The sequence below is a fragment of the Acidobacteriota bacterium genome (assembly GCA_028874215.1).
In the GTDB taxonomy this organism is placed as follows: Bacteria; Acidobacteriota; UBA6911; order RPQK01; family JAJDTT01; genus JAJDTT01.
In genome coordinates this window covers 38,163-57,300 of record JAPPLF010000022.1, presented here as the reverse complement: position 1 = coordinate 57,300, position 19,138 = coordinate 38,163, and the positions used below count along the sequence as shown (strand labels likewise).

Annotated in this window: 17 protein-coding genes; 11 read left to right on the top strand and 6 right to left on the bottom strand. The window is 63.4% G+C overall.

The annotated features are described in order from the left end of the window. Position 1: 1 nt before the first annotated feature. Complete coding sequence (gene proC, locus OXT71_04175; protein ID MDE2925577.1) at positions 2-826, bottom strand: pyrroline-5-carboxylate reductase; 825 nt, start codon at positions 824-826, stop codon at positions 2-4. 94 nt (positions 827-920) lie between these two features. Next, a complete protein-coding gene (locus OXT71_04170; GenBank protein MDE2925576.1) occupies positions 921-1,664 on the bottom strand; it encodes a hypothetical protein in 744 nt (247 codons plus the stop codon). Positions 1,665-1,761: 97 nt separating this feature from the next. On the opposite strand from OXT71_04170, the gene bioB reads away from it, so the two are divergent. The 11 genes from bioB to OXT71_04115 all read left to right on the top strand — a co-directional run bounded on the left by bioB (position 1,762) and on the right by OXT71_04115 (position 14,757). Beyond that, positions 1,762-2,913, top strand: a complete 1,152-nt coding sequence (gene bioB / locus OXT71_04165; protein MDE2925575.1) for a biotin synthase BioB — start codon at positions 1,762-1,764, stop codon at positions 2,911-2,913. A gap of 28 nt (positions 2,914-2,941) precedes the next feature. Continuing rightward, complete coding sequence (locus OXT71_04160) at positions 2,942-3,877, top strand: dihydrodipicolinate synthase family protein (GenBank protein MDE2925574.1); 936 nt, start codon at positions 2,942-2,944, stop codon at positions 3,875-3,877. Between the two features lie 20 nt (positions 3,878-3,897). After that, positions 3,898-6,270, top strand: a complete 2,373-nt coding sequence (locus OXT71_04155) for a hypothetical protein (protein ID MDE2925573.1) — start codon at positions 3,898-3,900, stop codon at positions 6,268-6,270. A 15-nt stretch (positions 6,271-6,285) separates the two neighbouring features. Continuing rightward, the gene (locus tag OXT71_04150) at positions 6,286-7,344 is read left to right on the top strand and encodes a malate/lactate/ureidoglycolate dehydrogenase (protein ID MDE2925572.1); all 1,059 of its coding nucleotides are present in this window, start codon (positions 6,286-6,288) and stop codon (positions 7,342-7,344) included. Between the two features lie 39 nt (positions 7,345-7,383). Continuing rightward, complete coding sequence (locus tag OXT71_04145; protein MDE2925571.1) at positions 7,384-8,310, top strand: hypothetical protein; 927 nt, start codon at positions 7,384-7,386, stop codon at positions 8,308-8,310. A gap of 18 nt (positions 8,311-8,328) precedes the next feature. Further along, the gene (gene ruvX / locus OXT71_04140; protein MDE2925570.1) at positions 8,329-8,760 is read left to right on the top strand and encodes a Holliday junction resolvase RuvX; all 432 of its coding nucleotides are present in this window, start codon (positions 8,329-8,331) and stop codon (positions 8,758-8,760) included. Then, on the top strand, positions 8,757-9,755 hold the full coding sequence (mltG, locus tag OXT71_04135; protein MDE2925569.1) for an endolytic transglycosylase MltG: 999 nt from the start codon (positions 8,757-8,759) through the stop codon (positions 9,753-9,755). The genes ruvX and mltG overlap by 4 nt, the downstream gene beginning before the upstream one ends. Positions 9,756-9,836: 81 nt before the next feature. Then, positions 9,837-10,403 (top strand): hypothetical protein, encoded by a 567-nt coding sequence (locus tag OXT71_04130; GenBank protein MDE2925568.1) that lies wholly within the window; start codon positions 9,837-9,839, stop codon positions 10,401-10,403. 142 nt (positions 10,404-10,545) lie between these two features. Then, on the top strand, positions 10,546-11,214 hold the full coding sequence (locus OXT71_04125; GenBank protein ID MDE2925567.1) for a hypothetical protein: 669 nt from the start codon (positions 10,546-10,548) through the stop codon (positions 11,212-11,214). Next, positions 11,204-12,967 (top strand): ABC transporter ATP-binding protein, encoded by a 1,764-nt coding sequence (locus tag OXT71_04120; protein MDE2925566.1) that lies wholly within the window; start codon positions 11,204-11,206, stop codon positions 12,965-12,967. Before OXT71_04125 ends, OXT71_04120 begins: the two co-directional genes overlap by 11 nt. After that, a complete protein-coding gene (locus tag OXT71_04115; GenBank protein ID MDE2925565.1) occupies positions 12,964-14,757 on the top strand; it encodes an ABC transporter ATP-binding protein in 1,794 nt (597 codons plus the stop codon). The genes OXT71_04120 and OXT71_04115 overlap by 4 nt, the downstream gene beginning before the upstream one ends. A 17-nt stretch (positions 14,758-14,774) precedes the next feature. On the opposite strand, the gene OXT71_04110 is transcribed toward OXT71_04115, so the two are convergent. The 4 genes from OXT71_04110 to OXT71_04095 form a co-directional block, all read right to left on the bottom strand. Then, complete coding sequence (locus tag OXT71_04110) at positions 14,775-16,214, bottom strand: sugar transferase (GenBank protein ID MDE2925564.1); 1,440 nt, start codon at positions 16,212-16,214, stop codon at positions 14,775-14,777. Between the two features lie 59 nt (positions 16,215-16,273). Further along, positions 16,274-16,984 (bottom strand): bacillithiol biosynthesis deacetylase BshB1, encoded by a 711-nt coding sequence (bshB1, locus tag OXT71_04105; protein MDE2925563.1) that lies wholly within the window; start codon positions 16,982-16,984, stop codon positions 16,274-16,276. Then, entirely contained in the window at positions 16,977-18,617 is a 1,641-nt protein-coding gene (bshC, locus tag OXT71_04100) for a bacillithiol biosynthesis cysteine-adding enzyme BshC (protein ID MDE2925562.1), read from the bottom strand. Before bshC ends, bshB1 begins: the two co-directional genes overlap by 8 nt. 169 nt (positions 18,618-18,786) lie before the next feature. Further along, positions 18,787-19,095, bottom strand: a complete 309-nt coding sequence (locus OXT71_04095; GenBank protein ID MDE2925561.1) for a helix-hairpin-helix domain-containing protein — start codon at positions 19,093-19,095, stop codon at positions 18,787-18,789. Between the last annotated feature and the right edge of the window lie 43 nt (positions 19,096-19,138).

The following is a 19,138-nucleotide window of genomic DNA, read 5'->3' as shown; positions in this document are numbered from 1 at the left end:
TTCACGATTCCGCAGACTTCCGGTTCAACTCCTTCGATCGGGCCGTCGCCGCCGCCACCGCGCTCATGAGCGCGGCCCGCAGGCCCCGGTCTTCCAGTTCCCTCAATGCCGCCGCGGTGGTGCCGCCAGGAGTCGTCACCCGATCCCTCAGCACCGCCGGATGCTCGCCGCTTTCCTGCACCTGCATGGCCGCCCCCAACACGGTCTGGGCGGCCAGCTTCATGGCCACCTCCCGGGGGAGACCCATGTGGACCCCGCCGTCGCAGAGGGCTTCGATGACGGTGTAGACGTAAGCCGGACCGCTGCCGCTGAGTCCGGTGACGGCGTCCAGGAGCTTCTCCTCCACCCGGACCACATTTCCCACCGCCCCGAAGAGGGTCTCGGCGACCTGGTAGTGCTCTTCGGTCGCCGGATCGCAACCGGCGATGGCGCTGGCCGCGGCATCCACGGTGGCAGCGATGTTCGGCATGACCCGGATAACCGGGTTGTTCTTCCCCAGTAGGTCTCGAATGCGGGTGCTCTCGACCCCGGCCAGGATCGAGATGACGAGTTGACCGGGCCGCACGGAACCGCGAATTCCGGCTGCCACTTGGGGAAGGATCTGAGGCTTGACCGCCAGCATGATGACGTCGGCTCCGGCGACATGGGGGCCCGGGTCGACGTCGACATTCACGCCATGGCGCGACCGGAGCGTTTCCAGAAGGCCGGGCAGAATGTCGATCACGGTGACCCTGCGGGCCGGCGCCAGTCCGGACTGGATGATCCCCCGGAGCAGAGCCGCTCCCATGTTTCCGCCACCGATCAGGAGAACGCTTTTTTGTTGCATGGGACTACTCGAACCAACTTTCGGCCCAAGTTTAGCAGTCGGCGGGGAAGGACGCCGCCGGGTTCGACCGGCCATTGGTTTCGTGTGAGGCCGCTTACGTGCCGAATCGATTCGGGATCACCGGCGTCCGCTTGAACCGCATCCGGGCGAAGAGGATCAATACGACATCCAGGAATGCGAATACCACCATGGCAACCGTTGCGAACTGCATCTGCACCGAAACCCGTTGCAATTCCGTGAGCAAAAACGTGCTCCAGGCCCCCGAGATCCTAACGACGGCGAGAGCGATGACGGCAAGCCCACCGAGCACGGCGAATGCCACCTTGTAGACCTGTCCGACCTTCGCTGCGCCAAGAGAGATCAAGACGCCGCCCGTTCCGGCGGAAAGCGAAATCAGGAATACCAACGCAAACATTACCAGCGCGGCCTCGATCGGAACGCTGGACCAAGGACCGCCCGGCTTCATCAAATTCAACATTATTAGCGACACCGACGACTTCACCAGCCAGAAAGCCAGTCCGACTCCGACTCCAGCTCCGATCATGCCGAAGAGGATCGCGTCACTTGGCATGTGCCTCGCCTTTAAAGCCTCCATACTGAGGCGGCTTCGCTCTCGGAGCACGAAACCAAGTGTGAAGAGCCACGCAAGCCCGGCCGGGGTCGACCCAAAATGCTCGTCCCAACGGCCGGGGGAATACCAATCCAACCCCCACGGCAGCGCATAGAGCACCCCCATCAACGGCGCAACCACGATCACGCCGGCACGCTCCAGGCCGTAGTGATTACGATAGCTGTCCAGGTATTCGGTCCGCATCACCATCCAAACGTCAGCCAGCATCCTTACCAAACTCCGGGGGCGCCGTTGGTGCCGGTTCCGGACCGTTCGAACCGGCGGAATCCTACAGGCATGGGAAACTTTAAGTTGGGAGGATATCATGGCCGTTGCGCGGACCCTCTGGATCGTTGGAGGCTCCGCACCACGGCGGCGTAGTAGACTGGGACCGACAGGCGTGGACCGAGAGATGGAGAATCAATACGAACGCTGGGCCAGGATCTCCCTGAGCGGAGAGTTCTTCCCCCGGGAAGACGCGATGGAGGTCCTGACCGATCCCGCTGTCGACATCCTCCGCCTGGCGGCGGCTGCCGGCGACGTGCGGATGGCCCGCTTCGGGCGCAAGGTGAAGGTCCACCAGATCAACAACATCAAGAATGGCCTCTGCCCCGAGGACTGTGGCTACTGCGCCCAGTCCAAGATCTCCCAGGCCCCGTTGCGCAAGTACGCCATGAAGGACGAGGAATCCATCGTCCAGGAGGCCAGGGAGGCCAAGGAGCAAGGGGTCTACCGGTATTGCATGGTGGCCAGCGGGCGCGGACCCACTCCCCAGGAGGCGGCCAAGCTCGCCCGGATCATCCGCAGGATCGACCAGGAGGTGGGGATCCGGACCTGTCTCTCGGCCGGCCTGGTGGACTTCGAGAAGGCAAGCCTGTTCAAGCGGGCCGGCCTGGATCGGCTCAACCACAATCTGAACACCAGCCGCCGCCACACCGGCAGCATCGTGGGCACCCACACCTACCAGGACCGGATCGCCACTCTGGAAGCGGCCAGCCGAGCCGGACTGGAGAGCTGCAGCGGCATGATCACCGGAATGGGCGAGACGGACGAGGACATCCTGGACGTGGCGTACGAGCTCCGTTCGCTGGAGGTCCCCTCCATCCCGGTCAACTTCCTGATTCCCATCGAGGGCAACCCGGTGTACGACTTCGATCAACTCTCGCCGCGCCGCTGCCTCCGGATTCTGTGCGCCTTCCGGTTCATCAATCCCCGGGCGGAGATCCGGGTCGCTGCCGGCCGGGAGGGGCACCTCCGCCAATTGCAGGTCCTATCCCTCTACCCGGCGAATTCCCTCTTCGTGGACGGTTACCTGGCCACTCGCGGCGACCCCAAACAGCCCGTCTACCGCATGATCCGCGACGCCGGTTTCGAAATCGAAGGGGAACCGCCTTCCGGCAGCCCCCGGACCTCGGCTCAGAATTACGCCATCGACGACAATCCCAGCATCCTGAATCCCAAGACGGCGCGTGTGTAGTGGCAAGATGAGGAGGGAGGAACCGGAAATGAACTCCCGATCCGGCCCGCCGCCACTCCAACGGGGCATCATCTCCGTCATCCAGACCCCCTTCGATTCCCAGGGCGCCGTAGACCAGGCCTCCCTGGACAACCTGGTGGAGGACGCCATCGCCGGAGGGGTGAACGGTTTCCTGGTTCCCGCGGTGGCCAGCGAGGTCGCCTGCCTCACCGCGGATGAGCGCGCCAAGATCGTCCGGCGCGTCGCCGGGATCGTGGCCGGGCGTGTCCCCATCATCGTGGGAGCCTCCGATTCCCGGCCTCGCGTCTGCATCGAGCAGGCGCAACTGGCCCGGGAAGTCGGGGCGGCCGCGTACCTGGTGGCCGTGCCCACCGGGCTGTACCAGGAACCGGAACGGGTGGAGCCGTTCTTCCGGGAGGTGGTGGAGGGCGCCGGGGACTTCCCGTTGATGCTGCAGGACCTGGATTTCACCGGTCCGGGCCTGACTCCCGAAATGATCCGCCGGCTCACGCAGGTGCTTCCCAGCTTGACCTCGCTCAAGATCGAGTCGAATCCGGCCGGACCCAAGTACACGGCAATCCGGGAAATCTGCGGAGGCGGGATGTTTCTGGCCGGTGGGTGGGCCATCGCCCAGATGATCGAAGCGCTGGATCGGGGCGTGGATGCCATGATTCCCGAATGCTCCATGGTGCGGGTCTGGTCCGCCGTCGACCGCTGTTACCGCAGCGGCCGCCGAGAGGAGGCCATCCGAATCTTCAATCGCGTCCAGCCTGTAGTGGGATTTACCCACCAGGACCTGTCGGTGGCCATCGCTTTCGGAAAACGGCTGCTGGTGCGGAGAGGCGTTTTCGCCACGGAATACACGCGGTTCGGAGATTTCCGCTGGGACCGCTACAACGGCCGTGTGGCCGGCGAGCTCATCGATTACTACCTGGAGTTGGAGGCATCCGTCTCCGCTGCTTGAGCCCGGGAAAGGAGAGTCCGATGCAAGAATCCTGGATCGCGCGTAACGGAGACAGCCGGGTCCTGGTTCCGCTCGGATTGTTCCTGGCCTTCGCGGTGCTGAGCGCCGGCCGCGCAGAGGGTTCCACTGCCCCTCCGACCTGCGCCATCGTCCTGGGCTCCGAGGCGCCGGAATTGGAGCGCTACGCCGCCCGCGAGCTGCGCCGCTACCTGAGCGACTTGTACGGCATCCAGGCGGTTCCAATTGCGACGATTTCCCCTCAGGCCGACGTCAACCTGATTCTGGGAAGCCCGGCGACGAACCGGTCCGTCTCCCTGGTGATGGGCGAGGCGGGATGGCCCCGGGTCAGCGACCAGGGACTGGTCCTGAAGACCGTCTCCTGGAACGGCAAACCGGCGGTGATCGTGGGGGGAGGCAGCCCGGCGGCGACGCTTTGGGCCGTTTACGACTTCCTGGAACAGTTGGGGGTCCGTTTTCTGCTGGAAAAGGACGTGCTTCCCGCCCGTCCAGCCCCGTTCCCGCCCCCAAGCCTGGACAAGGTCCAGGAGCCCCGCTTCCGGTTCCGCTCCTACCGGGCCATCAACAACCTGGCCACGTCGCTCATCTTCTACGGAATGGACGACTACCGGCACCTCATCGATCAACTGGCCAAGTTGAAGTTCAATGTCCTGTACTGCCAGATCTATCCCCATCAGCCCTTCGTCCATTTTCAGTTCCGGGACCAGCCCAAGACGACGGGTGTGTTCCATTACGGATGGAAGGTGCCGATTCACGGAGAGACCATCGGGCGCGAGCTCTTCGGCGGCCGAACCGAGTTGGTGAACCCGGACATGGCCGGGGCCGAGACCTACCAGGAACGGGTTCGCGCCGCCCAGAAGCTGCTGCACGACCTGCTGGCCTACGCCAAGAGCCGGGGGATGCAGACCGGCATCAACTTCCGGATCAACCAGTTCACCAACGAGTTCAACTGGCGGCTCCCCGAATGGTCCGACCGGGAGTATGTCCCGCGGGAGTTGATGGAGGGCACGCACAACGGACGGCTGGGCATCTCCGAATACGGCGTGGACCCCACGGCCTTCCCCTACATGACTCCGGACAATCCAGCGGTCACCGGTCTGAACAAGGCCATCATCCAGGCCCACATCAACACCTATCCGGAGGCGGATTTCTACGGCCTGACCCAGCCCGAGAATCCGGGAGGCGGCGAGTACTACAAGACCATGTGGAAGCGCCTGGACCGCAAGTACAAGCTGGAACCGCGGTTCAGCCTGGAAAAGATGGAGGAATCGGCCCGAACCAATATCCTGCCGGTGGGGGTCCGCGCACCAGGCCGTCCACTTTATGAACTCAAGGGAGCCATCGCCAACGCCGATACATTGGACAAGCTGCTCAACGAGGAGCGGATCCTGGAAGGGACCGCCAATCCGGACGCCACCGTCGTGGTCGCCACCTTCAGCGACGAGTTCTACCCGGTCATGCTCAAGATCTTTCCGGAAAGGTCGATGCTCCTGGTCCGGATGGACTACCTGACCTCGCTGGCGGCCCGCCGCGCGGAGATGCTTTCCTTTGCCAGCGAGCATCCGGGGCAGGTGGCCACCCTGGCCACCCTGGCGGACGACAACGTGGGCATCCTGCCCCAGCTCCCCACGCAGCCGCTTCATCGCATCTTTCAGGCCATGGAGCGCTATGGCGTGCACGGATTCTTCGGCCGCCAGTTCCTGGTGACCAAGCTGGAAGCGGGAACGGCCTATCTGGCCCAGGCGTCCTGGTCTTCCGAGGCGACTCCCGAGTCGGTCTATCGCGACCAGGTGGAACAGGTCTGCGGCTCCGAAGCCGTCCCCGAGATGCTGGAGTTCTACCGGATCCTGGAAAGGGCCACGGCCCGGGGAGACGAGATCGCCATGGGATTCCTCTTTCCGGTCACCCGGATGATGCGAAAGCACTGGCACAGCCGGAAAGGTCCGGTGCCGGAATGGAACGAATTGAAGGCCTACTACGTGGAGACCATCCCCCTGCTCGAGTCCGCTCTGACGAAGACTCGGCCCGAGGGACGGAGCTACCTGGAGCAGCTTCTGGGGCAGGTGCGTTTCGGCGTCGACTACATCGAAGCCGTGCAGACGGTTCGCCGAGCCCGGGTCGAGTACGACCTCTCCCAGCAGGCCTTCGTCCAGAAAGACGCCCGCAGCTTCGAGAAGCGGATCCGGGGAGCCCACGGGCAACTGGAAAAGGCGGTGGATCTCCTGGGTTCGGGGATCCACTCCTGGGCCGGCGCCGTCCGCGATCCTTCGGATCTGGGGGCCCTGGGTGTCCTCAACTACTTCTGCCGCGACTACCTCAAAGGGGTCGCCCTGGACGTCTACCTGGAAGCGGAGAACTGGAGAATGCGGTTCTAACGGGATAACGAATCAATGGAATCAAGAGTCTTTTCGGCCGACGAGTTGAGGGATCTGGCCCGGCGCATCTTCGCCGCCGCCGGCAGCGGCGATGGGGAGGCGGTCACAATCGCCACCCGCCTGGTGAAGAGCAACCTGGTGGGACACGACTCCCACGGGGTCATCCGGATTCCGCGCTATTGGGAGTGGATCAAGAAGGGCCTGGTCCTGCCCAACCGGAAAGTGACGTTCGTCCTGGACCGGGGTCCCGTCGCCGTGCTGGACGGAAACAGCGGTTTCGGACAGTCGACGGGAGAGCAGACCATGGAGATCGCCATCGACCGGGCCCGGCGCCACGGTTGCAGCATGGTGGGACTCCGGAACACGGGACACCTGGGCCGGATCGGCGATTGGCCGGAGATGGCGGCCGCCGCGGGAATGCTCAGCCTGCACTTCGTGAACACCAGCGGAATGGGCAACCTGGTGGCGCCCTACGGCGGCAAGGACCGGCGCCTCTCCGCCAATCCCATCGCCTGCGGCGTGCCTCAGCGAGAAGGCCCTCCCCTCATCATGGACATGTCCGCCTGCATGATCGCCGAGGGGAAGGTCCGGGTGGCCCTCCACAAGGGCGTGCAAGTCCCCGACGGATGCCTCATCGACTCGGAGGGCCGTCCCACCACCGATCCGGAACTCTTCTACCGGCATCCTCCCGGTTCCATCCTCCCCATCGCGGGACACAAGGGCTACGTCCTGAGCTTCATGATCGAAATACTGGCGGGAGCCCTCACCGGCGGATCGTGCACCAATCCCGCCAACGCCCACAAACTGGCCAACGGAATGTTCACCATCGTCATCGACCGGAGCTGGTTCGCGGACCGTGACGAGTTCTTCGACGAGGTCGACCGGTACGTCCACTACGTGAAGAGCTCCCGGACCATCGATCCCGACGGCGAGATCCTGGTCCCCGGCGAGTTGGAGGTGCGCACGTCGAAGACGCGAACGCGGGAGGGAATTCCTCTGGCCGGCACCACCATCGGGCAGATCCTCCAGGTCTGCGAAGAGCTGAACATCGACTCGGGGTGGCAGGCCGGCTGACCGGACCGGCTCCTTCCCGTCCTCTCCGGTAGATGCGCCATGGGCCTGATGGATTGGATCAAGGCAGCCGACTATGGCGTGGCCCTGCCCACCATCTCGAAGCTGCCGCGTGCGCTGGCCTACGGCCTGGCCGATCTCCGGGGAAGATTGCTCGCCTGCGCGCTCCGCGACTCTTTCGCCTGGGCCTCGCGAAACGTCGAGTCCACGTTTCCCCATCGCGGCGCGGCTGAGCGCCGAAGGATCGTCATCGGCCACTACCAGGCCGAGTCCCGCAACGAGATGGAGGCGTTCTGGTACCCGAAGCCCTTGCACCATCTCCAATCCTTCGTCCGGTGCACCGGTCTGGACACCCTGCGGGAAGCCGCCGCCGCCGGAGACGGCGTCCTCCTCTTTTCCGGCCACATGGGGAGCACCGGGCTCTTCTTCGTCTTCACCGGCAAGAGCGGAGTCCCCATGAACATCGTCGGACGGTCCATCGAACCGGAGGACAACCCGCTGCATCCGGCGGTTCTCCGCTACAACCGGAAACGGGTCCGCTGGATCGAAACGGCCATCGGACACCCCTTTCTCATGACCGGACGCGGCAACTACTCCAGGCTCGTGGAGAAGCTTCGGTCCGGAGAGGTCGTCATGATGCTGGCTGATGTGGCGCCCACACTGGTGAACCCGAAACACACGACGGAGGTGAGGTTCTTCGGCCGGCGCGCCTGGTTCCCCAACGGCATCGCCAGCCTCTTCTTCACCACCGGATCCCGTCTTCTCCACTGGAGGATCCACAGAAACCAGGAGACGGGCCACCAGGAGATCGAGATCTCGGAGGTGACGGACTCCTTCCGCTCCGCCGCCGGCAGAGCGGAATTCATGCAGAAGCTGGTGGGACTGTTGGAGCAGGATATCCGCAGTTACCCCGATCATTGGTTGAGTTGGGACTCGCTGGAACACTACTTCCGGCAACCGGAAGGGTAGGAGGGATCCAACGGCGCCATGACCCGATGGATGGCCTTGGACGTGGGTTCCAAGCGGTGCGGAGTCGCCATCACCGACCCCCTGAAATTGACGTCCCGTCCACTGCTCACGTTTGAACGGAAGAGCCTGGAGGAGGATGTGGCGAGGATCACCGGACTCCTGCGGGAATACCGGGTGGAGAGACTGATCGTGGGGCAACCCCGGCATCTGAGCGGCCGGCCCAGCTCCATCGCGCAAGCCGCCGTCCCCCTGGTGACCCGACTGCGCGGACTGGGGACGGTTCGGGTAGAGTGGATGGACGAACGCCTGTCGACCAAGGAGGCCGAATCGGTCATGCGGGAACTGGGGATCCCGCCCCACCAGAGGTGGCAGAAGAAGGACGAATTCTCGGCGGCGGTGATTCTGAAATGGTACCTGGAAGAGCGGGCCACTCCCGGATCGCGGGGATGATCCGGCGACTGCTGATCGCGGCCCTGATTCTGGTTGCAATGGCCCGGGCCGGGTCCAACTGGTGGGACGCCCGCATCAGCGAACCCCATCTGGGGCGTACGACCGGGAGCCGGCTGCTGACCGTGCCCTTCGGAGCGTCGGTGAGAGGAATCGGCCGGATGCTCCAGGAAGCGGACGTCATTCGGTCCGGCCTCGTCTTTGCGGCCTATGTTCGGTGGAGTGGCGCCGACCCTCTCCAGGCGGGCGAATACCTTTTTGAGAATCCCGCCAGCCTGACCCAAGTGGTGCAGGTCCTGAGGGAGGGCCGGGTTCACCAGTATCGCATCACCATCCCCGAAGGATTGACCCTGGACGAGATCATCGACCGTTTCGTCCAGGAAGGATTGGGACTGCGGCACGAGCTGGAGCCTCTGGCCGGCCGCATCGACCTGCTGGGCGGCCTGGACCCCGAGGCCACGGACCTGGAGGGCTACCTGTTCCCCGACACCTACCACTTCACGCGTTCAGACCAGGAGCTGACCCTGGTCTCCACGCTGGTGACCCGCTTCAAGGAGGTGTGGACCCCCCAGCGGCAGAAGCGCGCCGACGACCTGGACCTCACCATCCGGGAGGTGATCACCCTGGCCTCCCTCATCGAGAAGGAGACCGCGCTCCCTGCGGAGCGGGCTCTGGTTTCCGCCGTGTTTCACAACCGGCTTCGGCGGAACATCAAGCTGGACTGCGACCCGACGATCATCTACGCCATCCGGAAGAGCGGCGACTACGACGGAGTGCTTCACAAGAGCGACCTGAGCCTGGACTCTCCGTACAACACCTATCTCTACGCGGGACTCCCTCCCGGCCCCATCGCCAACCCCGGGACCGCATCCATTGACGCCGCCCTCCACCCGGCCCCGGTCAGGCACCTCTATTTCGTCTCCCGGAACGACGGCAGCCACGTCTTTTCCACCAGCTACCGGGCGCACCAGCGGGCCGTGCGCCGCTACCAGCGCTGACGGCCGGCCGGAAAACCACGACTCGCCCCCTCCAATCGGTTCAGCAGTTAGGTGCTTGCTGATAGACTGTCAACGAGTGGTATGGGACACAAGCTGGTCTGGACGTTACTGACCCTCCTGGCTCTGGCCGCCACCGAGGCCGAGGCGCAAAAGAGATTCGAACCCCCGATGCGCCTGGGCGTCCCGTTTCCCGCGGCGTGGAAGGCCATGCTGGAAGTCCTGCAGCGCGAGGAATGGGAGCTAGTCAAGAAGGACAGGGGCAGGGGCGAGATCGTGACCGGATACCGGAATTACATGTCGGGTCCCTTGACGGCCGGCCATCTCGACAAGATCGGAGTCCGCCCCCGGCTGCCTGACGGGGAGTGGGTTCGGGTCCGCTACCGTTACGATCTGTCGGTGAGCCTGATCCGGGAGCGCCAGACCATGGTCACCGTCGACAGTGACATCCAGGCGCTCAAACGTGATTTTCTGGGCCGTGAGGAGTGGGTGGAAATCGATTCCTCCGGCCGGGTGGAGAAGCAGTTGCTGACCGCTTTCGGACAAACCCTGTACGGCGCCGATTTTTCCCTGGACAAGCGCCGCAAGGGAATTCTGGGGCTGCCTCCCATCGGGGAGGGCCGCGCGCCGGCGAAGCCGCCCGGAAATTAAAGGGAAATAAAACCAGAGACGCCGGCGCGATCATGGCCGCGGCGCGTGTTCGCCGGGAGCAGGTTTTCGCGGACGACACCTTGGTTCGCGTTTCCACACCGGTCCAAGGCGTCAAGACTTTTTCCACGACTGCTGAAATCCGATGGATCATCCCGTCCTGCGAATCATGGACTTTCCCCTTCAGGTCGCTCTCTGGGTCTTCCTCGTCTCCTTCCTGATATTCCTGCTGGTGGTCCGATATCGCATCCGCGCCCGACAATTCAGTCTCAAGGACTATTTCCGGGAGGAGTTCGATCGATACTACCGGGAGAAACTCGAAGAGACCTCCGGCAAGCCGGGCCGGACCGAACCCTGGACCGCCACCCGGAACGAGTTCCGCATCGTCTTCCAGGTCATGCTGCTTTCCATCCTGCTGGCCGCCGGCTCCTTCGTGGGTGCGAGCTTCGTGCCCATCCCCTACCTCAAGAACTGGACCGGGGTCGAGTCCATCGAAACGGCGCCTCTGAGACTGGTCGCCCTCTCCTACGATCGGTTCTTTACGGGATTCTCCCTCAAGGGGGAGATCTGGAATCAGGGACAGCTTCCTCTCAAAGGAATCTCGGCGCGCGTCCGGATCTGGGGACAGGATGACGAGATGCTGGAAGAAATCATGGCAAAGGTGAAGCCGGACGTGTTGAATCCCGAGTCTTCGGGCAGTTTCGGCATGAAATTCTCGCAGAAGTCCCCTTCCCAGCTCTACGGGTACGAGGTCGCCTTCGTCGATCCCGACGGTGTCGAGACGCCGCACATCCGGGGATTCGATGCCCCCTGAGCCAGCCGGAGCCGGTCGAGCGTGGGCCCTGGCCACCTTGATCCCCTACCTGAGGCAATACCGCGCCCGCATCGCGACCGGTGTCGTGATGGTCCTCATGACCAATGTGGCGGTGGTCGTCACGCCCCAGGTCCTGGGATGGGCGGTCGATGATCTCACCGAGGGAGCCGACGCCGGCCTCCTGCTCCGCTACGCCGGACTGCTGCTGGCCCTGAGCTGTGCCGAGGGCCTTTTCCGATACCTGATGAGGTGGATCCTCATCGGCGTCTCCCGCCGGATCGAATTCGACCTGCGCAACGACCTCTTCCGGCACCTTCAGCGCCTGACCCCCTCCTTCTACCAGCGGCATTCCACGGGAGACGTAATGGCCCGGTCCACCAACGACCTGGGCGCCGTTCGAATGGTGCTGGGACCGGGCATCATGTACTCGGTCAACACCCTGTTCATGGTCGTGCTGACCGTCACCATACTGATTCGAACCGACGCCGGCCTGGCCCTTCTCACCCTGGCCCCCCTCCTGCTGGTCTCCTACTGCGTCAAGTTTTTCGGGCGCAAGATCCACCGGAGATTCGAAAAGATCCAGGAACAATTCTCGATGCTGACGACCCTGGTTCAGGAGAACGTCTCGGGAATCCGGGTCGTCAAGGCCTACAACCAGGAGTCCGCCTTCGTCAACCGGTTTCGAGACGCCAACCGGGAATACATGAAGCGGAGCATGGCCCTGGTCAAAATCTGGGGGGTCTTCTATCCCCTCCTCGCTTTCCTGTTGGGCCTGTCGGCCGTCTTTCTCCTCTGGTACGGAGGACGGCAGGTCATGGACGGAGCGCTGTCTCTCGGCGCCCTGGTCTCGTTCATCTTCTATCTGGCCCGTCTGACCTGGCCCACCATCGCCCTGGGATGGGTCATCAACACCTTCGAGCGGGGGTCGGCGTCCATGGGCAGGATCAACCGGATCCTGGCGACCCAACCGGATGTGCTGGACGATGGCGGCATTCCGGCCGAGGCCGTCGAAGGCCGGGTGGAAGTCAAAAATCTCACCTTTTCCTACAACGGGACACCGGTTTTGAAGAACCTGGAATTCGAGCTGCCCGCGGGCGACACACTCGCCATCGTGGGCAGCACCGGAAGCGGAAAATCCACCTTGGTGCATCTGCTCTGCCGCCTCTACCCGGTGCCCAGGGGACGGATCCTCATCGACGGCAGGGACGTCAACGACATTTCCCTGACCCACCTGCGCCGAAGCATCGGCTGCGTTCCCCAGGACACGTTCCTCTTTTCCGAATCGATCCGGGACAACCTGACGTTCGGAGCACCGGACGCCTCCGACCAAGCCATCCGGGAGGCTGCGCGCACCAGCAACATCCTGGGAGAGATTCAACGCTTCCCCGACCGTATGGCCACCTTCGTGGGTGAGAGAGGCCTGACCCTCTCCGGTGGACAGAAACAACGGATGACCATTGCGAGAGCGCTCCTGACGGACCCCAGGATCCTGGTTCTCGACGACTCGCTCTCCAGCGTCGACACCTACACGGAAGAGGAGATCCTGAAGCGGCTCGCTCCCGTCATCGCCGGAAGAACCACCATCCTCATCTCCCACCGCATCTCGACGGTCAAGGGGGCGGACCAGATCCTGGTGTTGGACCGCGGACGAATCGTGCAGAGAGGAAGGCACCGCGAGTTGCTCCGGACCGCGGGCCCTTACGCCGAAATGCACCGAAAGCAGTTGCTGGAGCAGGAGCTGGGAATCGCATGATCGAGTACGACCAGGACGAGATCCTGGGCCGGGTCTACGACGGGCGATTGGCGCGGCGGATGCTGGGATATCTTCATCCCTACCGCTGGGTCGTGGGCGCGTCGGTCGCGCTGCTCCTGCTGGTGTCGGCCCTGCAACTGGCGGGTCCGCTCCTGACCCTGATCGCCATCGACGACCACATCCGCATCGGCGACCGGACCGGGCTCACCTATCTGGCGCTGCTCTACCTGGGCCTCCTGATTCTGCAATTCGGCTGCACTTTCGCACAGACCTGGCTGATGAACTGGACCGGGCAGCGGGTCATGCACGATCTGAGGGTCCAGATCTTCCGTCACGTCCAGACGTTGCACGTCGGCTATTTCGACAGGAATCCGGTGGGTCGCCTGATCACCCGCGTCACCAACGACGTGGACGTGCTCAACGAGCTCTTCACGGCGGGCGTGGTGAGCATCTTCGGGGATATCTTCCTGCTGGGCGGCATCGTGACGGTCATGCTCTGGCGGGATTGGCAATTGGCCCTGGTCACCTTCTCCGTCCTGCCTCTCATCTTCGTGGCCACCATGATCTTCAAGATCAAGGTTCGAGGATCCTATCGATGGGTCCGGGCCTGCGTGGTCAAGATCAACGCCTTCCTCCAGGAGAACATCACCGGCATGCCGGTAGTGCAGGTCTTCGTCCAGGAAGACCGCAAGTTCGGCCAGTTCCGGGAACGGAATCGGGAGCACCTGCAGGCCAATATTCAATCCATCTTCTACTACGCCATCTTCTATCCGGTGATCAACCTGGTGGGCGCGCTGGCCATCGCCCTGATCCTCTGGTACGGAGGCGGCCGCGTGCTGGACGGAGTCCTGACCCTGGGCACGCTCGTGGCCTTCCTTCAGTATTCGGAGCGCTTCTTCAAGCCCATCAGCGACCTGAGCGAAAAGTTCAACATCCTGCAGAGCGCCATGGCCAGCTCGGAGCGGATCTTCAAGCTCCTGGACACGCGGGCCCAGGTTCGGCCTCCGTCGAAACCCACACCGCTGCCGCCGGGCGGCGGGGCCATCGAGTTCCGCAACGTGACGTTCGCCTACAAGGAAGATACGCCGGTCCTGCGGAACCTGAGCCTGAGGATTGCCCCTGGCGAACGAGTGGCCATCGTGGGACCCACCGGTGCGGGAAAGACCACTCTCATCAACCTGATCTGCAGGTTTTACGACGTCCGGAACGGGGGCATTCTCATCGACGGAATCCCCATCGCCCACCTGGACCCGGGGGAACTGAGGCGCAGGATGGCAGTCGTGCTCCAGGATGTCTTTCTCTTCAGCGGCACCATCGAAGAGAACGTCCGGCTCTGGAGGGCTCCCATCGACCGGCCCCAAGTGACGGAGGCGGTGCGCCACGTCAATGCCCTGGACTTCATCCGGGAGAAACCGCAGGGACTCGACTCGCCGGTGACCGAAAGGGGCGCGTCGTTGTCCGTGGGACAGAGGCAGCTGTTGGCCTTCGCCCGCGCCCTGGCCCACGACCCCAGAATCCTGATCCTGGACGAGGCCACCTCGTCGGTCGACACGGAGACCGAGATTCTCATCCAGGACGCGTTGAACACGCTCATGGAGGGACGAACCTCCATCGTCATCGCCCACCGCCTCTCCACCATCCAGAACTGCGACCGTATCGTCGTTCTCCGCCAGGGCAGAATCGAGGAAGAAGGCACCCATCAGGAACTGCTCAAGCTGCGGGGGCTCTATTACAAGTTGTACCAGCTCCAGTACCAGGATGAGGCAATAGGAGTCGGCAGTGAGGCGTGAGGGAAGATCGAGGGGTACTAGCTGGCGCCGCGGCCCCAGACGACGGCCGGGATGGTCTTGAGCAGAATCCAAAGATCCAGCTTCAAGGACCACTGGTCGATGTATTGGAGATCCAGCTTCATCCATTTCTGGAAATCCAGTTCGTTGCGGCCGGAGATCTGCCAGAGACAGGTGATGCCCGGCTTGACGCTCAGCCGCCGCCGCTGACTCCGGGAATAGTGGCGGACCTCCTCGGGCAACGGGGCCCGGGGGCCGACCAGGCTCATCTCGCCTCTCACCACATTGGCCAGTTGCGGCAGCTCGTCGATACTGTACCTGCGCAGAATGCGCCCCAGGGGAGTCACCCGGGGATCTTTGCGCATCTTGAACACCGGGCCGTCCATCTCATTGAGATGCCGGAGGTTCCGGAGCTGGTCTTCGGCTCCCTCCACCATGGTGCGAAATTTGACCAGGCTGAACTCCCGGCCGTAGAGACCGCGCCTGACCTGGCGGTAGAAAACCGATCCGGATGAGGTGAACTTGATCAGCGCCATGGTCAGGAGCATGAAGGGAGCCGCCAGCGCCAACAGAGCCGAGGCCAGCACACAATCCATGACCCTCTTGACCACCAGAGCCACGCTCTGGTCCGGGGCCGTCGAGAAGGTGATGAGGGGAAGCTCCTCCAGATAATCGAGCGATAGTCTGGAAATGGAGGTGGGGAAAAAGTCCGCGGCGATCCGGGTCCGGATTCCGAGTTCCTCACAGAATCCAAGCACCTCCTGAAACTGCCGGGTGTCCTCCGGCTGTGCGCCCACGAATATGATCTCGTCCACCACCAGGCGGTCCATGAGCAGGCCGGGAAGATCCTCCAGCGAGCCCAGGATCCGGATTCCGGGAACCTCTTTCCATGGTTCGTCAGGGGCCAGGTGTCCGACGACACGGTAGCCCCACTTTCGGAACCGGCCCAGAACCTGGCTGACAGACTCGGCCCGGGAGTCGATTCCCACGATCAGGATCCTGACCTGATGGTGCTCATTGACGTTCCGGGTCCTCAAGATCCAATGCAGCACAATGCGGTTCAAACCCAGGAAAAGACCCGAGAGTCCGATGAAGATGAAGAAGACGGGCCGGCTGACATCCAGGTTGAACAAGAAGACGAAGAAGCCCACGGCGAGACCGGCGGCGCAGACGAAGCGGCCGATGCGGAACAGGTGCTGGGAGGCGGAGACCTGGTAGAAGCGGGAGTATCGTTGGGTGATCCGGAGGATGGGAATCCAAATCGGCAATGCGGCCAACAGATAGAGCAGATAGTGGGAATAGGGCAGCAGTTGCGGATGGAATGCGAGCGCAATGGAGGCCGGCGCCCACGCCACAAGAATGGACCGGGAGAAATAGGCCAGGGTCAAGGCCAGAAAGGCCACGGCGATGTCCGCTGCCTGAAGCAGGTTGCCGTAGACTTGAGACTGGCGATCGAACATCTCGGTGTCGTCCCCGCACCGGCCGGACGGACCTGACCGGGAGGCGGCGGTCGTTCAATTCAGCAATCGGCCAGGTCCCCGATCCGGGGAGGCCGGGCCATGAGGAAACCCTCCGCCAGGGAGCATCCTACTAGACTCCCCACGTGCATGTGGAAACTCCGGATCCGTTCCAGGAACGTGGGATCGCTGAGATAGGTGGCGGGCTCGCGCGAGTCCGGACGATGCAACTGGGACGCGAAGGCCTTCAAAGCGTGCTCCTTCTGCTCGTAGTGGTCCGAGATGTCCACGCCGACGTGGGGCACGACCGGTTCATCGAAATGGGTCCAGCAGGCGATCCGCCGCGGACGGAATCGCTGTTGCGACGTGTCGATGGCCGCCAGGCCGGCGTGATGAACCGCCTCCTCGACCAGGATGGAAGCCTTGCCATGGTCCGGGTGGCCCCATTTGGAGTGTGTCAGGACCAGCTTGGGCCGGCACTTCCGGATCACTCGAATCAACGCCAACCGGCTCTCTTCATCGGGACTCAGGTTCCCGTCCCTCAGGCCCAGGTTCAGCCGGAAGTCCAGACCCAGGAGAGCAGCCGCGCGGCGGGATTCCAGGGCCCGGGTCTCCATGGTGCCGCGGGTTCCCAGTTCGCCGCGCGTCAGATCCACGACGCCCGTGCGGCGGCCCAGCGACTTCAGGCGAAGCAGAGTCCCGCCGCAACCCAACTCGACGTCGTCGGGATGCGCCCCCACGGCGAGAACGTCGACTGGCCTGGGTTCAAACATGGATCACCTGGTGGTCCATGCAGAAAGGATCGATCGTTTCCAACAGGCCGTCGATGAACCCGGGCCCCTCCTCCATCAGGAATTGGTTGAAGTTGACGACCCGTTCCTGCAGCTTTCCCTGAGGATGAAGACGGGTCTGGAGATGGTCCAGATGGCGGCCGGCGACGCCGTCGCGGGTCCGGTAGTTTTCCAGGAATCGCTTCTCCACCCTTTCCATCTGATAGAAGACTCGTTTCCAAGCCCGGGGGACCATCTTGCCGAGACTCGGGTCCACGCGGACAATGTCCCCCTGCAGCCGGGTCAGGCTCTCCCGAACCACGTCGGTAACCCGGTCGAACTCGTCCAGGACCTGCTTTGATGCTCCGGTCCTGGCGACGCGTTGGGTGATGCGGGAGGCGCCCAGGGAGAGCAGCTCGACCAGATCCAGCGAGTGCTTCTTCAGCAGCCGCTGGGATTTCCGGTCCACTACCGTGACCCCGGCCCTGGGAAACACGCAGCATTGAATCTTCCAGTAGGGACTGATGGCGCCGACCTGGCTGAAGTAGGCGACCTCCGCCGGCCCTCCTACGTAGGCCACGGTAGGGAAGAGATGATCCTGAATGATGGGCCGCAACAACACGTTGGGACCGAACTCTCCGGTTCCGGTTCGTATCCGGTCCAGCAGTTCCTCCGCCGGCAGCCGGAGAGAGCGGCTTCCGCGACTCCAATAGGCTCCCGACCGGTAGTCCAACTTGTAACGCCGTCTCTCCTCGAGCCAGAAGAGGAGTGATTCGGAGCCATCCACAGGCACCTGCGCCCGGTGACCTTCCGCCTCCAGCTCCCGGCCGCGGGCCTGCAGGGAGCGGATCAGACGCTTCCGCTCCACGACCGCCGTCTCGAAGACCGGTCTCAACGCATCCTTGTATCCGGAGTGGAGCGCGTCGAAGAGAATGAGTCCCTGGTTTCGAAAGAGGCGGCCGAGCCACCGGCCCTGGGCATCGGTAAAGAACGTACCGGGCGCGTAGGCCGATTCGAGGGTCCGGAGGACCTCTTTCCGATATTCGGAAACGGGAGCGCCGTCCTGGAGCCTCTTCAGGGGATCACCGGTCGCTTCCAACGAAACCGTGCCCACCATGGTCGCCGAAGGGGGGGAGGGACCGGAATACCCCAGCCGAAGCAGCGATCCTTGCGGATCGAAAAAGGCGGTGGAACGGGACTCCAGAAAATCGGAGTCGTCGGAAGGAAGCCAGAAGACCGGAACCGCCGCGTACCCTCCCGCCTCCAGGATCCGGGCCAGGCTCACGGCGGTCAGCGCCTTGTAGACGGAGAGGGCCGGTCCGCCGAACAGGCCCAGTTGTTGGCCCGTGACTACGGCCACGGTCCCGGGATCCCGCAGCTTCTCGATGTTCTCGCGGGTAGAGGAGCCCGAGCCCACCCGGGCATTGAAATCGAGGAGCATCCGGACGAGGGCCTCACGCGGCAACCGGGAGTCCCGTTTTCGCGCGGCCTCGGCTCTCTCACCCAGAGCCTCCGGACCCGTGTGCCCCGTTCCGGCCGGATAGAGGGGCGCGACCTGGTCGAAATCGTACAGATACTGGAGAAATAGCCGACTCTGCCCCGGCAACCGGCGGCGGTCGAGACGATCGAGTCTCATGCGGCCGCCAGTTTAACAGCCCGTGGCAAGAGTCATCACCGACTGTCAAACCGAAAGTCCCGCGCGGCACCGGGACCGATGCCGCGCGGGACTTTCATCAGGGACCGCCGAGTTCAGCGTCCTCGGAACCCCGCGCCTTGAGAAGACCGGAACGTTGCGGCACAGACCGCTACGGGCGCTTCGCCTGTTCCTTGGATGGAGTGGGGGTGGCCTTGACCATGATCCGGTCCCTGAGCCTCAGAAAGGTTTTCTCACCGATGCCCCGGACGTTCATCAGGTCTTCAATCCGCTTGAAGGCTCCGTTTTTCTCCCGGAACGCCACGATTCGCCTGGCAATTGCCGGTCCGACGCCGGGGAGAGCGTCCAACTCTTCCACAGTCGCCTGATTCAGATCCAGTTTGTCCGCAGCCGCCACATCCGGGCACCAGAGCCAGGGCATGGCCATCAGCAAGGTCGAGAACAACAGAATCTTTCGCATGTGCACCTCCTTATGGTTTGGTATTTCGTTTCCTATCTGAGCC